Source organism: Streptomyces sp. V3I8, assembly GCF_030817535.1.
In the GTDB taxonomy this organism is placed as follows: Bacteria; Actinomycetota; Actinomycetes; order Streptomycetales; family Streptomycetaceae; genus Streptomyces.
Map to the genome: position 1 here is coordinate 565,087 of NZ_JAUSZL010000002.1, position 13,774 is coordinate 578,860.

General features: G+C 73.7%; 14 protein-coding genes and 1 pseudogene. 8 read left to right on the top strand and 7 right to left on the bottom strand.

What is annotated here, in order from left to right; genetic code table 11:
- The first annotated feature begins 116 nt into the window (after positions 1-116).
- Entirely contained in the window at positions 117-1,283 is a 1,167-nt protein-coding gene (locus QFZ75_RS02720; RefSeq protein WP_373466020.1) for a M23 family metallopeptidase, read from the top strand.
- Between the two features lie 69 nt (positions 1,284-1,352).
- Here the strand turns inward: QFZ75_RS02720 and QFZ75_RS02725 are convergent, their stop codons facing one another.
- Positions 1,353-1,733 carry a helix-turn-helix domain-containing protein gene (locus tag QFZ75_RS02725; RefSeq protein WP_307533630.1) on the bottom strand — a complete coding sequence of 127 codons (381 nt, stop codon included), beginning with the start codon at positions 1,731-1,733 and terminating at the stop codon, positions 1,353-1,355.
- 122 nt (positions 1,734-1,855) lie between these two features.
- Between QFZ75_RS02725 and QFZ75_RS02730 the strand changes: the two genes are divergently transcribed.
- Both QFZ75_RS02730 and argG read left to right on the top strand, forming a co-directional pair.
- A complete protein-coding gene (locus tag QFZ75_RS02730; protein ID WP_307533631.1) occupies positions 1,856-2,263 on the top strand; it encodes a RidA family protein in 408 nt (135 codons plus the stop codon).
- Positions 2,264-2,394: 131 nt separating this feature from the next.
- Positions 2,395-3,849, top strand: coding sequence for an argininosuccinate synthase (gene argG / locus QFZ75_RS02735; RefSeq protein ID WP_307533632.1), 1,455 nt, complete (start codon positions 2,395-2,397; stop codon positions 3,847-3,849).
- 100 nt (positions 3,850-3,949) lie between these two features.
- On the opposite strand, the gene QFZ75_RS02740 is transcribed toward argG, so the two are convergent.
- Both QFZ75_RS02740 and QFZ75_RS02745 read right to left on the bottom strand, forming a co-directional pair.
- Positions 3,950-5,047 carry a winged helix DNA-binding domain-containing protein gene (locus tag QFZ75_RS02740; protein ID WP_307533633.1) on the bottom strand — a complete coding sequence of 366 codons (1,098 nt, stop codon included), beginning with the start codon at positions 5,045-5,047 and terminating at the stop codon, positions 3,950-3,952.
- Between the two features lie 5 nt (positions 5,048-5,052).
- A complete protein-coding gene (locus QFZ75_RS02745; protein ID WP_307544193.1) occupies positions 5,053-5,634 on the bottom strand; it encodes a DinB family protein in 582 nt (193 codons plus the stop codon).
- 223 nt (positions 5,635-5,857) lie between these two features.
- Here QFZ75_RS02745 and QFZ75_RS02750 point away from each other — a divergent pair, with 223 nt between their 5' ends.
- Together QFZ75_RS02750 and QFZ75_RS02755 are read left to right on the top strand one after the other, a co-directional pair.
- Complete coding sequence (locus QFZ75_RS02750) at positions 5,858-6,886, top strand: YafY family protein (protein WP_307533634.1); 1,029 nt, start codon at positions 5,858-5,860, stop codon at positions 6,884-6,886.
- Between the two features lie 53 nt (positions 6,887-6,939).
- Entirely contained in the window at positions 6,940-7,941 is a 1,002-nt protein-coding gene (locus tag QFZ75_RS02755) for an NAD-dependent epimerase/dehydratase family protein (RefSeq protein WP_307533635.1), read from the top strand.
- A gap of 9 nt (positions 7,942-7,950) precedes the next feature.
- Here the strand turns inward: QFZ75_RS02755 and QFZ75_RS02760 are convergent, their stop codons facing one another.
- Both QFZ75_RS02760 and QFZ75_RS02765 read right to left on the bottom strand, forming a co-directional pair.
- Positions 7,951-9,063 carry a sensor histidine kinase KdpD gene (locus QFZ75_RS02760; protein WP_307533636.1) on the bottom strand — a complete coding sequence of 371 codons (1,113 nt, stop codon included), beginning with the start codon at positions 9,061-9,063 and terminating at the stop codon, positions 7,951-7,953.
- Entirely contained in the window at positions 9,056-9,865 is an 810-nt protein-coding gene (locus QFZ75_RS02765) for a response regulator transcription factor (protein WP_307533637.1), read from the bottom strand. The genes QFZ75_RS02760 and QFZ75_RS02765 overlap by 8 nt, the downstream gene beginning before the upstream one ends.
- Before the next feature lie 103 nt (positions 9,866-9,968).
- Here QFZ75_RS02765 and QFZ75_RS02770 point away from each other — a divergent pair, with 103 nt between their 5' ends.
- The 3 genes and pseudogenes from QFZ75_RS02770 to QFZ75_RS41035 all read left to right on the top strand — a co-directional run.
- On the top strand, positions 9,969-10,685 hold the full coding sequence (locus QFZ75_RS02770; RefSeq protein WP_307533638.1) for a glycosyltransferase family 2 protein: 717 nt from the start codon (positions 9,969-9,971) through the stop codon (positions 10,683-10,685).
- Positions 10,682-11,308 carry a DUF2064 domain-containing protein gene (locus QFZ75_RS02775; protein WP_307533639.1) on the top strand — a complete coding sequence of 209 codons (627 nt, stop codon included), beginning with the start codon at positions 10,682-10,684 and terminating at the stop codon, positions 11,306-11,308. Before QFZ75_RS02770 ends, QFZ75_RS02775 begins: the two co-directional genes overlap by 4 nt.
- A pseudogene (locus QFZ75_RS41035) lies at positions 11,305-11,826 on the top strand (class I SAM-dependent methyltransferase); the annotation flags it as partial. The gene QFZ75_RS02775 and the pseudogene QFZ75_RS41035, both read left to right, overlap by 4 nt.
- Positions 11,827-11,948: 122 nt before the next feature.
- Here QFZ75_RS41035 and QFZ75_RS41040 read toward each other — a convergent pair.
- On the bottom strand, positions 11,949-12,467 hold the full coding sequence (locus tag QFZ75_RS41040) for a hypothetical protein (protein ID WP_373465799.1): 519 nt from the start codon (positions 12,465-12,467) through the stop codon (positions 11,949-11,951).
- Positions 12,464-13,756: a molybdopterin-dependent oxidoreductase gene (locus QFZ75_RS02785; RefSeq protein WP_307533641.1), complete on the bottom strand. Its 1,293-nt coding sequence runs from the start codon at positions 13,754-13,756 to the stop codon at positions 12,464-12,466. Before QFZ75_RS02785 ends, QFZ75_RS41040 begins: the two co-directional genes overlap by 4 nt.
- Positions 13,757-13,774: the final 18 nt, after the last annotated feature.

Here is a 13,774-nt window from a genome sequence, read left to right on the forward strand (position 1 = left end):
CGCCCGGTGTCACGCGGCCGGCATCCCGCTAGCGTCGTGCGCGTGAGCACCATGACCCGCGCCGGCGTCCGGGAAGTCCGCCGGTGATCGACGACCGGCCGCCCGAGCCCGGGACGATCGATCTCCGTACGGGCGATCCCCGTACCGGCGGGGGCGGGACGCAGACGGCCGGCCCGCAGACCCGTACACCTGGAGAACCAACGGAACCGGAATCGGAACCGAAACCGGAGACGAGCCCGAAGCGCGCCCGCCGCCGTCCCGGCCCGTTCACCCTGCTCGTCCTGCCGGGACTGCTCGCCCTGATGGGAGTGGCCGGTTTCCTGGCGATGACGGGCGGCCTGTCCGACGCCTGGTCCCAGGGCTCCGGCACTCCCGAGGCCCGCGGGGCGCGCGTCGACGCCTCGTACGTCCCCTGGCTCCGCAAGGCGGTCGCGGACTGCACGGTCGTCAAGCCGTCGGTGCTGGCCGCCCAGATCGACCGGCTCTCCGGCTGGAACAACGACGCCGGAGCGCTGTCCGGCGAGAAGGGCATCGCCGCGTTCACGGACGCCCAGTGGCGCACCTGGGGCAAGGACGACGACGGCAACGGGCGCTCGTCACCGCGCGATCCGGCCGACGCCATGATGGCGCTCGGCCGGCGGGACTGCTCCCTCGCCCGGGAGGTGACCGACCTCAGGACCGAGGGCATCGTCAACGGGGACCTGGTGAACCTGACCCTCGCCGCGTACGCGTCGGGCACGGACGCGGTCAAGAGGGCAGGACGCGTCCCCGCCGAGGCCGAGACCTACATCACCGAGGTCAAGTCGCTGTCCTCGCGCTACCGTTCGGTCGACCGGGAGAGTTCCGGCGGCGCCGTGAACCAGGTGCCCGGCGCCGTACTGGCGGCGCCCGTGGCCGACCTCACCGTCACCTCGCCCTTCGGATCGCGTGAGCACCCCCTGACCGGGGTCACCAAGCTGCACACCGGGATCGACTTCGCCTCGCCGCAGGGGTCGCAGGTGTCCGCCGCGTCCAAGGGCCAGGTCGTGTTCGCGGCGATGACCAGCGCGTACGGAAACCGCGTGGTGATCGACCACGGCACCGTCGACGGCAAGCGCCTGGAGACGACGTACAGCCATCTCCTGTCCCTGCAGGTCTCCGTCGGCCAGGCGGTGGACGCCGGGGCACCGGTCGGGCTGGTCGGCTCCACCGGCCTGTCCACCGGCCCCCACCTGCACTTCGAGGTGATCCTCGACGGCCGCTACACCGATCCGCTGCCCTGGCTGAATCCCGGCGGCGGCTGAGCCGGAACCGGACGCGGCACACGGCCCACCGGCCGCGTACCGCCCGCTCCGCGGGTGTCCTGGGGCGTCTCAGGTGTCGAAGCGGTGGCGGGAGGCCTCGATGTGGCCGAGGTGGCGGTGCGTCCAGTCGCACATGCCGTCGACGGTCCTCTTCAGTGCCTGCCCCGGCCCGGTGAGGGTGTACTCGACCCGCGGCGGCACGGTGGGGTGCACGTCCCGCTCGACCAGGCCGTTGCGCTCCAGCATGCGCAGGTTCTGGGTGAGCATCTTGTGGCTGATGCCCTCGATCTCGTTGCGCAGCTCGGTGAAGCGCAGGGTGCGTTCGCCGAGGATCTCGATGATCAGCAGCGCCCACTTGTTGGCGATGTCCGAGAACAGCTCACGGGCGAGCGAGTCCGCCCGGGTGAGGTCCGCGTCCTCGGGCGAGCCGCTGTACTGCTTGGTCACCATGAGGTTCCCCAGTCACTGAAAAGTGCGTTCTTCCATGTCAGCACTCACTCTCCTACGGTTCTCCAGTAACCACAAGAGAGCGGGTCCCGAGCCGGGACCCGCACGAGAAGGAGGCGGACGGCATGGCCATCACCCTGCTGAACCCCGAGGGACTGCCGAAGATCGACGTCTACCGGCAGGTGTCCGTCGCGACCGGATCACGGCTCGTGTTCGTCGCCGGGCAGGTCGCCTGGGATGCCGAGGGGGTCACGGTCGGCGAAGGCGACCTCGCCGCACAGGTCGAGCGGGCCTACCTGAACGTGGGCACGGCCCTGGCGGCGGCCGGCGGGTCCTTCGAGGACGTGGCCAAACTGACCGCGTACGTCGTCGACTGGACCCCCGACAAGATGCCGCTGGTCCTGGAGGGCATCGCGCGGGCGGCGGCGGAACTCGGGGTCACACCGATGGCACCGGCCTCGCTGATCGGCGTGGCGGCACTGGACGTGCCCGAGCACCTGGTCGAGGTCGAGGCCATCGCGGTCCTGGACTGACCACCGGCCTCCGCCCCACGGCCGGCGGGGCGACGGCGCCACACGGGGCGGACCGGCGTCCGCCCCGGGGTCGCGGGACAGCACCGTAACCCCTCTTTGCATGACCATGCGATGTCATGCATACTCTTCCTATGTCTAAGGTCCTCACCTCCCTTCCCGCCGGCGAGCGCGTCGGTATCGCCTTCTCCGGCGGACTCGACACCTCGGTCGCGGTCGCGTGGATGCGCGACAAGGGCGCCGTCCCGTGCACCTACACCGCCGACATCGGCCAGTACGACGAACCCGACATCGCCTCGGTGCCCGGCCGCGCGAAGGCCTACGGTGCCCAGCTGGCGCGCCTGGTGGACTGCCGCGCGGCGCTGGTGGAGGAGGGCCTGGCCGCGCTCACCTGCGGGGCGTTCCACATCCGCTCGGGCGGACGGGCCTACTTCAACACCACGCCGCTCGGCCGCGCCGTCACCGGCACCCTGCTGGTCCGGGCGATGCTCGAGGACGACGTCCAGATCTGGGGCGACGGCTCGACCTTCAAGGGCAACGACATCGAGCGGTTCTACCGGTACGGCCTGCTGGCCAACCCGCACCTGCGGATCTACAAGCCGTGGCTCGACGCGGACTTCGTGACCGAGCTCGGCGGCCGCAAGGAGATGTCGGAGTGGCTGGTCGCCCATGACCTGCCCTACCGCGACAGCACGGAGAAGGCGTACTCCACCGACGCCAACATCTGGGGCGCCACCCACGAGGCCAAGACGCTGGAGCACCTCGACACCGGGGTGGAGACGGTCGAGCCGATCATGGGCGTGCGGTTCTGGGACCCCGAGGTCGAGATCGCCACCGAGGACGTGACGATCGGCTTCGACCAGGGCCGCCCGGTCACGATCAACGGCAAGGAGTTCGCCTCCCCCGTCGACCTGGTGATGGAGGCCAACGCCGTCGGCGGCCGCCACGGCATGGGCATGTCGGACCAGATCGAGAACCGGATCATCGAGGCGAAGAGCCGGGGCATCTACGAGGCGCCCGGCATGGCGCTGCTGCACGCCGCGTACGAGCGCCTGGTCAACGCGATCCACAACGAGGACACGATCGCCCAGTACTACAACGAGGGACGGCGCCTGGGCCGGCTGATGTACGAGGGCCGCTGGCTGGATCCGCAGGCCCTGATGGTGCGCGAGTCGCTGCAACGCTGGGTCGGCGCGGCCGTCACCGGCGAGGTGACGCTGCGGCTGCGGCGCGGTGAGGACTACTCGATCCTCGACACCCGCGGCCCCGCGTTCAGCTACCACCCGGACAAACTGTCCATGGAGCGCACCGAGGACTCGGCGTTCGGCCCGGTGGACCGGATCGGCCAGCTCACCATGCGCAACCTCGACATCGCCGACTCGCGCGCCAAGCTGGAGCAGTACGCCGAGCTCGGCCTGATCGGCACCGGCAGCCCCTCCATCGGTGCCGCCCAGGCGGCCTCGACCGGGCTCATCGGCAGCATGCCGGAGATGCCGCAGGGCGGCGCCGAGGCGATCGCGTCCCGCGGAGCGGTGTCCGAGGACGACGAGTTGCTGGACCGCGCCGCGATGGAGTTCGGCACGGACTGAGCGGCCCTGCCGGGCGGTGACGGACGGGCAAAGGGGCGGGCCCGGCGCGGACGGCGCCGGGCCCGCCCCTTTGCCCGTCGTGGGAGACCGGCCGCCCCGCTCAGAGCGGCGCGGCGATCCGGATGCGGTCGCTGTCCTGGTCGGAGAGGAACAGGGCCACCTCCCGCCCCTCCTCGGCCACGGCGGTGCGGTCGGTCCGGGAGAGGTCCCGCAGCGGGGTGACCGTCACCGTGCCGTCCCTGGCGGTCCAGGTCGCGGCGACCCGGCCGTCGACGAGGACGGCCCGTTCGCCGGCCACCGACAGCCCGCGGTGCGCGTCGTCGACGATCCGGCTCCGGTCCTGGTAGCCGAGGATCGCGTTGTCGAACGCGGGCAGGAACCGCACCGGGGCCGGTGTGCCGGGATCCGGGCGCGGCGCGCCGGGCAGGTCGAGCAGTTCCCGGCCCCGCTCGTCCCGGAAGGAGACGAGCTCCTCCCGTACGGCGGCGACCGCGGCGGGCAGGCCGGCCAGACCGCACCAGGCGCGCAGGTCGGCCGAGGCGGCGGGCCCGAACGCGGCCAGGTAGCGCCGGACCAGCGCCCGGCCGACGGGATCGGAGCCGTCCGGGGCCGGCGGGTCGATCCCGCGGCCCAGCCACGAGGAGAGCACGGCATTGCGCACTCCCCCCTTCGTACGCCAGAGCCCGCGCGGCGGCAGCTGTGCCATCGGGACGAGCGCGGCGACCAGCATCTCGCCGAGCGGCCGCGGTCCCGGGTCCGGCCAGCGCCCGGCGACCGCCCTCGCCAGCTCGCCCGTCGAGCGGGGCTCGCCGTCCGCCATGACCGCCCGGCCCGCCGCCGCGAGCTCCGCCAGGTCGACCCCGGCGAGTTCACGGCGGTAGGTCCCGAGGACCCGCTGCCGCAGCATGGGTTCGTGGCGGGCCCGCCAGGTCAGCGCGTCCTCGGCGGTGACGAGGTGGACGGTGCGGCGCATGAGGTGGGTCCGCACCACCCGCCGCCCGGTGAGCAGGTCCGACAGCTCCCACGGGTCGAACGCGCGCAGCCGGGACCAGAGGCCGACGAACGGTTCCTGCGGTTCCTGCGCCTGCAGACCGCCGAGGTGCGCGACGGCGTCGGCCGCCGGCAGGTCGGCGCGGTCGAGCAGCGACTGCCGGGCCAGCGTCGCGCGGTTGAGGGCCCGCGTGCCGAGAACGGTCATGGTGCTCAGGTCGCCCTGTGGCCGTCGAGCGTCTCACGCAGGATGTCCGCGTGCCCGGCGTGCTGGGCGGTCTCGGCGATGACGTGCATGAGCACCCGGCGCGCGCTGCGCCGCGCCCCCGGTTCGTGCCAGGGTGCCCGCGGCAGCGGGTGCGTGACCGACAGGTCGGGGAGGACGGCGGTGATCTCCTCGGTCCGGGCGGCGACCTGCTCGTACCGCTCCAGGACGCCGGCCAGTGTCTCGCCGGGCAGCATGCGGAAGTTGTCCTGGTGGTCGGTCACCCACTGCGGGACCTCACGGGCGGTACCGGCTTCGAGGTCGGCCCAGGTGACGCCCTCGGGCAGGTCGTAGGACATCGCCGACGGGCCGTCGACCACGAAGCGCAGCCAGCCCTCCTCGATGGCCGCGACGTGCTTGACCAGCCCGCCCAGGCTCAGCGCGCTGACCGTCGGGGCCGTGCCGGCCTGCTCGTCGCCGAGCCCGCGGGTCGTGGCGGTGAGGGTGGAACGGGCGGTCGCGAGCGCGGCGAGGAGGTCGGCACGCTCGGCGTCCAGGGCAGGTCGGGACGGCGTGGTCGTGGCGGTCATGGTGATCGGGTCCTTCCGGTCGTTGCGGCTGTTGTTGCTGTCGCTGTTGTTGCTGTCGCTGTTGTTGCTCTTGCTGTTCTTGCTCTTGCTGTTCTTGCTGTTCTTGCTGTTCTTGCTGTTCTTGCTGTTCTTGCTGTTCTTGCTGTTCTTGCTGTCGGGCACGGGACGACGGTCTCAGGGGATGCGGTCAGTTCGTGTCCTCTTCTCGGTGCAGGATGAGGTCATGCAGAAGACATCCGCACGACTGCTGTCGCTGCTCTCGCTGCTCCAGGCGCGCCGGGACTGGCCCGGGGCGCTGCTGGCCGAGCGGCTGGACATCAGTGCGCGCACCGTGCGCCGCGACATCGACCGCCTGCGCGAACTCGGTTATCCCGTCGTGGCGTTCAAGGGACCCGACGGCGGGTACCGCCTCGACGCCGGTACGGAGCTGCCGCCGCTGCTGTTCGACGACGAACAGGCCGTCGCCCTCGCCGTCGCACTGCAGATCGCCACCACCGCCGGGGCCGGCATCGGGGAGGCGGCGGTGCGCGCGCTGACCACCGTGCGGCAGGTCATGCCCGCCCGGCTGCGCCACCGCACGGAGGCCTTGGAGGTGACCGTCGTCGAACGGCCGGCGCCGCGGTCGAAGCCGCAGGCCGACAGCGGCGTCCTCATGGCGCTCGGCGCCGCCGTCCACGCCCGGGAGGTGCTGCGCTTCGACTACGCCCCGGCCTTCCCGCCGGGCACGGGCGACGACGCCCCCGCCCCGCCGCCACCGCGGCGGGTCCAGCCCCACCACCTGGTCACCTGGGGCGGGCGCTGGTACCTCGTCGCCTGGGACCTGGACCGGGAGGACTGGCGGACCTTCCGCGCCGACCGGATGACCCCGCGCGTCCCCACCGGACCCCGCTTCGCACCGCGCGAACTGCCCGGCGGCGACGTGGCTGCGTTCGTGGCCGCCAGGTTCCGTGGCGCGGACGGTTCCGGCGCCCTCGGCAGCGCCGCCGGCTGGCCCTGCCGCGGTGAGGTGGTCCTCGGCCTGCCGGCCTCTGCCGTGGCCCCCCACACGCCGGACGGCGTCGTCGAGGAACTCGGCCCGGACCGCTGCCGGCTGACCATGGGCTCGTGGTCGTGGGCGGGCCTCGCCGCCGCCGTCGGGAGGTACGACGCCGACATCGAGGTGGTCGGACCGGGCGAACTCAGGGACGCCTTCGCCACGCTGGCCCGCCGTTACGCGCACGCGGCGGCCGGGGCACCTCTTACGGACCGGTGACGTGAGGCGCGCGCCCCACGCCGGAGCACGGCACCGCGCCTAGGGTCTTGCCCATGCGTGTACTGGTCACCGGCGGTGCCGGGTTCATCGGGTCCCATGTCGTCGAGGCGCTGCGGGCGGGCGGACACGAACCCGTGGTGTTCGACGTACGAGCGGGGGCGGGCGGTGACGTCCGGGACCGTGACGCGGTCTCGTCGGCCCTGGCCGGGGTCGACGCGGTCTGCCACCAGGCGGCGATGGTCGGCCTGGGCAAGGGCGTCGCGGACGCGGCGGAGTACGTCTCCCACAACGACCTCGGGACCGCCGTCCTGCTGGCGGCGATGGCCGGGGCCGGGGTGCGCCGGCTCGTGCTGGCCGGCTCGATGGTGGTGTACGGGGAGGGGCGGTACGCGTGCGCCCGGCACGGTGCGGTGCGGCCCGGGCCGCGGTCGGCCGCCGATCTGACGGCGGGGCGTTTCGAGCCCCGGTGCCCGTCCTGCGCCGCGGAGCTGGTTCCCGGCCTGGTAGGCGAGGACGCCCCGGCCGACCCGCGCAACGTGTACGCGACGACCAAGCTCGCGCAGGAACACCTGGCCGCCGCGTGGGCACGGTCGACGGACGGCACCGCGGTGTCGTTGCGGTACCACAACGTGTACGGGCCCGGGATGCCGCGTGACACCCCGTACGCCGGGGTGGCGTCCTTCTTCCGCTCCGCGCTCGCCCGCGGGGAGGCGCCGCGGGTCTTCGAGGACGGCGGTCAGCGGCGGGACTTCGTGCACGTACGGGACGTGGCCGCGGCCAACGTGGCGGCCCTGGAGGCGGACCCGGCCGGCGCCACGCTGACCGCGTACAACACCGGGAGCGGGGAGCCGCACACGGTCGGCGAGATGGCGGCGGCGCTGGCCGGCGCGCACGGCGGGCCGGACCCCGTGGTGACCGGTGAGTACCGGCTGGGGGACGTGCGGCACATCACCGCGGACTCCTCCCGGCTGCGCACCGACCTGGGCTGGCGGCCGCGGGTCGGGTTCGAGGAGGGCATGAAGGAGTTCGCGACGGCGCGCCTGCGCGGTGGGTGAGGGCGCGTGTCAGGTGGCGGCCGCGGGCAGTGTCACCTCGAAGCGGCAGCCGCCGGCGATGTTGTGCACGGTGGCGCGTCCCCGGTGGGCCTCGACGATGCCCTGGACGATGGCCAGCCCCAGGCCCGCGCCCGCCGGGGGCGTGCGCGCGTCGGAGCCGCGCCAGCCCGTGTCGAAGACGCGGGGCAGGTCCTGCTCGGGGATGCCGCCGCAGCCGTCGGTGACGGACAGGACGACACCGTCGGCCGAGCGTTCGGCGGCCACCGCGACCGTGCCGTCGGCCGGGGTCCGCCGGATCGCGTTGACCAGGAGATTGCCCAGGACCCGGCTCATCTCCTTGCCGTCCACCTCGACCGGTACCGGCTCGACACGGTCGCCGACCAGCCGTACGCCGTGCTGACGGGCGAGCGGGTCCGCTCCGGCGAGGGCGTCGCCGACCAGGTCGTACAGCGACATGCGGGACGGGGACAGGACGAGCGTGCCGGCATGGATGCGGGAGAGCTCGAAGAGGTCGCCCACCATGTCGTTGAGGTGCTCGACCTCGGTGCGGATCTGGCGGAGGTAGCGCTGCGGGTCGGTGGCCACGCCGTCCTCCAGCGCCTCCGACATCGCCCGCAGCCCGGCGAGCGGGGTGCGCAGGTCGTGCGAGATCCAGGCGACGAGCTCGCGGCGGGAGGACTCCAGGGCACGCTCACGCAGCCGGGACTCGGCGAGCCTGGCGCTGGTGGCCGCCAACTCGCGGCTCACTGCGGCGAGTTCGGCGGTCGCCGGGGTCCGGGGCACGGTGAAGTCGCCGCCGTCACCGAAGGAGCGGGCGGCCACGGCCAGTTCATGGCTGCGGGCGACGACCCACCGGCCGAGCAGCAGCGCGGTGACCATGGAGACCACGGCCGCCATGGCGACGACCGTGGTGACGACGCTCAGGTCGTGTGCGGACAGGAACATCGCCTGTGCCACGGCCAGCGTCCCCGCCAGCATCGCGGTCACCGCCACCGCGGCCACCACGGCGAGCGAGGCGGTGAGCGAGCGGCGCCGGATCAGGCGCAGCGCACCCGCTCCGGCCAGACCGGCGGCCGCGGCGCCGGCACCGGCGTACAGGGCGATCAGGACGGTGTCATTCACGGCCGGCCCCTTCCCCGTCGGCCCGGTCACCGGTCGGGCCGGGGAGGTGGCCGTCGCCGGTGGGATCGTCGCCGGTGGGGGCGAAGCGGTAGCCGACGCCCCACACGGTCTGGATGAGACGGGGCCGCGCCGGATCGTCCTCGACCTTGCCGCGCAGCCGCCGCACATGGACCGTCACGGTCGACAGGTCCCCGAAGTCCCACCCCCACACCTCACGCATCAGATCCTCCCGGCCGAACGCGCGGCCGGGGTGCCGCAGGAAGAAGGCGAGCAGGTCGAACTCCCGGAGGGTGAGGGCGAGTTCCGTGCCGTGTTTCGTGGCGCGGCGGCCGGCGGGGTCGACTGCCAGGCCGGCCGCGGCGAGCGGCCGGGCCGTGCCGGCGGGGCGGGTGCGGCGCAGGACCGACTCCACCCGCAGCACCAGTTCGCGCGGGCTGAACGGCTTGGTGACGTAGTCGTCCGCGCCCACCTCGAGCCCCGTGATGCGGTCGTCCTCGTCGCCGCGGGCGGTGAGCATGACGACCGGCACCGGCCCGCGGTCGCGCAGCCGGCGGCACACCTCCAGGCCGTCCATGCCCGGCAGCATCAGGTCGAGGACCACGAGGTCGGGCCGGTGGGCGGCGGCGAGGGCGAGGGCCTCGGGGCCGTCGCCCGCCCGGTCGACGCGGTAGCCGGCGCGGTCGAGGTATCCGGAGACGACCTCGGCGACGGTGGGGTCGTCGTCGACCACCAGGACCCGGGGCCCTCCGGCGGAGCGGGAGGGGTCGGGGGGAGCGGGCGCGGGTTCGTACGGCTGGTGCATGCGCCAAGCCTCGCACCGCGCCGCCGCCCGCACGGTCCCCGGACCTCGACGTCCTTGTTTCGTAAGGATGCGATGTCCTTTATGTGCAGTTCGTCTTCGTAGGGTGAACGGCGTGACAACCCCTCCTTCTCCCCCTGATGTCGATGTGGTCCTCCCCTGTCTGGACGAGGCCGGGGCCCTGCCCTGGGTCCTCGCCCGGATTCCGCCGGGCTGGCGCGCGATCGTCGTGGACAACGGCTCCACCGACGGCTCGGCCGACGTCGCCCGCGCGCTCGGCGCGAGCGTCGTCCACGAGCCGCGCCGTGGTTTCGGGGCCGCCTGCCAGGCGGGGCTCGCCGCCGCCACCGCCGACATCGTCTGCTTCTGCGACTGCGACGCCTCCCTGGATCCGTCGCTCCTCGTCCCCTTCGTACGCCAGGTGCGCGGCGGCGGGGCCGACCTGGTGCTGGGCAGGCGCCGTCCGCAGGGCCGGTCCGCCTGGCCCGCCCACGCCCGGGCCGGCAACCTCGCGCTCGCCCGGCTGCTGCGCCGCCGCACGGGGCTGCGGCTGCACGATCTCGGCCCGCTGCGGGCGGCCCGCCGCGAGCGGCTGCTCGCGCTCGGGCTCACCGACCGGCGCAGCGGCTATCCGCTGCAGATGGTCGTCCGCGCCGCCGACGCGGGCTGGCGGATCGCCGAACACGACGTGCCCTACCTGCCCCGTACGGGCGCCTCCAAGGTGACCGGCACCTGGCGCGGCACCTGGCAGGCCGTACGGGACATGAGCCGCGTACTCGCCGAACCCGATCCCCACGCCCTCCGAGGAGGCACCGCCCGATGACCACCCTGCTCGTCATCGCCAAGGAACCGCGGCCGGGGCGGGTGAAGACCCGCCTCACGCCGCCTTTCACCCCGGTGGAGGCGGCCGCCCTCGCCGAGGCGGCCCTGTCCGACACCCTGCACGTCGTGGCCCGGACACCGGCCACCCGGCGGGTCCTGGTCCTGGAGGGAGCGCCGGGCCCCTGGCTGCCGCCCGGTTTCGACGTCGTGCCCCAGTGCGGCGGCGGCCTGGACGAGAGGCTGGCCGCGGCCTTCGCCGGCTGCGACGGACCGGCCCTGCTCATCGGGATGGACACGCCCCAGGTCACCCCGGCCCTGCTCACCGCGGACTTCGCCGGCTACGACGCCTGCTTCGGGGCCGCCGAGGACGGCGGCTTCTGGGCCCTGGGACTGGCCGAGCCCGACCCGCGGCTGCTGCTCGGGGTCCCGATGTCGGTGCCCGGCACCGGTGCCGTGCAGCGCGAGCGGCTCGTCGGCGCCGGACTGCGCGTGCGCGACCTGCCGCGCCTGAGGGACGTCGACACGGCCGCCGATGCCGTGGCGGTGGCGGCGAGCGCGCCGCACAGCCGCTTCGCCGCCCGGCTCGCCCGGCTCGCCCCGCTCCCGGCGGTCGCCGACCGATGAACCGGCCCGCGAGCGAACTCGCCCTCGACGACCCCGCCCCGCCGGCCGCGCACCCGGCGTGGTCCAGCGCCGACCCGTACACCCGCGCACTGCGCACCGGCCGCGGGCCGCTCTTCCTGCGCCGGGCGGACGGCTGGCTGTTGCCGCTGGAGGTGGAACGCTGGTGCGCCCGCGCGGACGCGGTGGACCTGGACATCCTGGGCCGGTGCGAGGGTTCCGTGCTCGACGTCGGCTGCGGTCCGGGACGGCTCGTCGCGGAGCTGGCCGGGCAGGGCCGGCGCGTCCTCGGCATCGACGTCAGCGCGGCGGCCGTGACCCGGACCACGCGCCTGGGCGGACCCGCCCTGCACCGCTCCGTCTTCGAACCGCTCCCCGCGGAGGGCCGCTGGAACACCGTGCTGCTCGTCGACGGCAACGTCGGCATCGGCGGCGATCCCCGCGCGCTCCTCGCGCGCACGGGGCAGCTGCTGGCGCCCGGAGGTCTGCTGATCGCCGAGGCCGTGTCCTCGGACGTCGACGAGCGCGTCCGCGTGCACATCACGGACGCGCACGGCTCCCCCGGTACGCCGTTCCCCTGGGCGCGGGTCGGGACCCGCGCCCTCCTGCGGTACGCGGCGCGCGCGGACTGGACCGTCGTCGATCAGTGGACGTCCGGCGGCCGGTCCTTCGTCTCCTTGCGCACCCGCAGCAGCAGGAGGAGCGCCGAGCCGGCGAAGAGGACGGCGGTGATCAGCAGCCAGCGGCCCAGGAAGCCGTCCGCCGGCATCCCGGTCGCCATCCGGTACCGCCGGTCCACCTGACCGGTGATCAGCGGGAACCACACGAGCAGCAGCAGCGCGGACAGCGCCGCCGGGACACGCACGTACATCGTCCGCTCCCGGCGGCCCGCCGCGCCGAACGCGCGGACGACCCCGCGGTCCACCGCCGCGTACAGGGGCAGCAGCACCAGATCGTGCAGCAGGGCCGCCCCCACGAACCACAGGACCACAGCGGACCGGTCGTCGGCGAGCAGCCGCACACCCGCGTGCCCGGCGAGCGCGAAGCTGCAGACCAGGAGCAGGAGTTGAAGCGGGCTGCCCACCACGGCCGAACGCACCGACCGCACCGACCGCACCGACCGCACCGACGACGGCCTTCCCCTTCCGCGTACCGCCCTCATCGCAGGTCTCCGAACGTCATCCGGGCGACCCACTTCGTGTTGAGCACTCCTGGCGCGGCGGGCACGATCACCCGTGCCGGGTAGCCGTGGTCCGGGCTCAGGTCCTCGCCGTTGACCTGCAGGGCCAGCAGGGAGTCCGGGTCCGCCACCTGGTTGGCGCGCAGGGCCGCGCGCCGGAAGGAGCCGTGCCGCTGGACGGACTCGACGAGGAGGTCCGGCGGATCGCCGTCGTGGCCGACGAGTTCCGCGAGGTCACGCAGTCGCACACCGCGCCACCACTGGTCGGAGGTCGACCAGCCCTCGACACAGGCGATGGGCAGCGCCGCGCTGTGCAGCGGCAGTTGCCGGAGCTCGCGTCCGCTCAGCCGGACCGTTCCCGTCCGTCCCACGACCACGAGCCGCCACGCGTCCTCGTCCGTGTCCTTCGCGTCGACACCCGCGTAGGCGGCTGTCTTGTTGATCTGGAAGCCGTTCGGGCCGCTACCGGGGTCGGCACCGCCGTGCGGCGCGAGGAGGGCCGTGCGCCGCAGCGGTCCGCCGAGGCTCTGTCCCGCCGTCGTCCCGAACAGCAGCAGGGACCCGCCGCCGACGAACCACAGCGCTCCGCGCCGGGAGACGGTCGCGGGATCCGGACGCGAGGAGACCAGTTCCTGACCCGCCTCTCCCTCCTCCCGTCGCTCCCCCAACTCCTCCAGCTCCTCCAGCTTCCCTCGCTCCCGCATGCGGCGTACGTTCCGCACGGCGGCCGGTGTCTTCAGCGCCGCGTGGGCGAGGAACGCGGCGAAGAACACCCAGGCCCCGTAGAAGTGCAGCGGGTAGAAGGAGCCCGGGAAGACGTAGTCGAGCTGGACGTTGAGCACGCCGGTGACGAACTCGAACAGCGCGCCCCCGACCAGCAGCAGCAACGAGAGCCTCTCCAGCGCGTGGGCGAGCGAGCGGACCGGTGGCAGGGTGAACAACTTCGGCACCACCGACCACAGTTTGGCCAGCAGGACGGGGACCAGGGTGACTCCGAGCGTGACGTGGACGCCCTGTGTGAGGCGGTACAGCCAGTGCGGACGCGTGGGCCAGGCGAAGAGGTAGAAGCCGAGAAGTCCCTTGTCCGGGGTCTTGTCGTTCAGCGGTGACAGACCGGGGTTGTAGGCGGCGTAGGAGAGCAGACCCGTCACGAACAGCACCGTGATGCCGACGAGGAGGACGAGGCCGAGTACCGAGGTGAGCCAGGGTCCGCGCAGCGGACTGCGCCAGAAACCGGGTGAGGTGGGAAGCCGTGGGGTGTGGTCGCGCATGGCCCGACCGTAGGCAGG